Here is a 269-nt window from a genome sequence, read left to right as displayed (position 1 = left end):
GGTTCGTCGAGGAGTAGCAAGGCCGGTTGCTGCATCAGCAACATGCCGATCTCCAGCCGCTGCTTCTGCCCGTGCGAGAGTTCACCGGCATAACGCGTGGCATCGGCTTCGAGGTGAATCAGCTCCAGCGTTTCTTCAATCCTTGCTTGCGCTTCCCGGTCGAGTTTCGATCTGAGCGACGCTAACCACCCCTTGTCGGTTTTCATGGCGAGTTCGAGGTTCTCCCACACCGGATGGTTCTCGAACACGGTCGGCTTCTGGAATTTGCG

The 269-nt window shown here is 58.0% G+C and carries 1 protein-coding gene; it reads right to left on the bottom strand.

The genetic code is table 11. The features are described from left to right. Positions 1–269 (bottom strand): ATP-binding cassette domain-containing protein (locus GSQ93_RS34870; RefSeq protein WP_158940965.1); only part of this gene is annotated, 269 nt, incomplete at both ends.

Origin of the sequence: Burkholderia sp. S171 (assembly GCF_009766085.1) — a bacterium.
GTDB lineage: Bacteria > Pseudomonadota > Gammaproteobacteria > Burkholderiales > Burkholderiaceae > Caballeronia.
The sequence above is the reverse complement of the archived record's forward strand: the minus strand, read 5'-3'. Positions and strand labels throughout refer to the sequence as shown.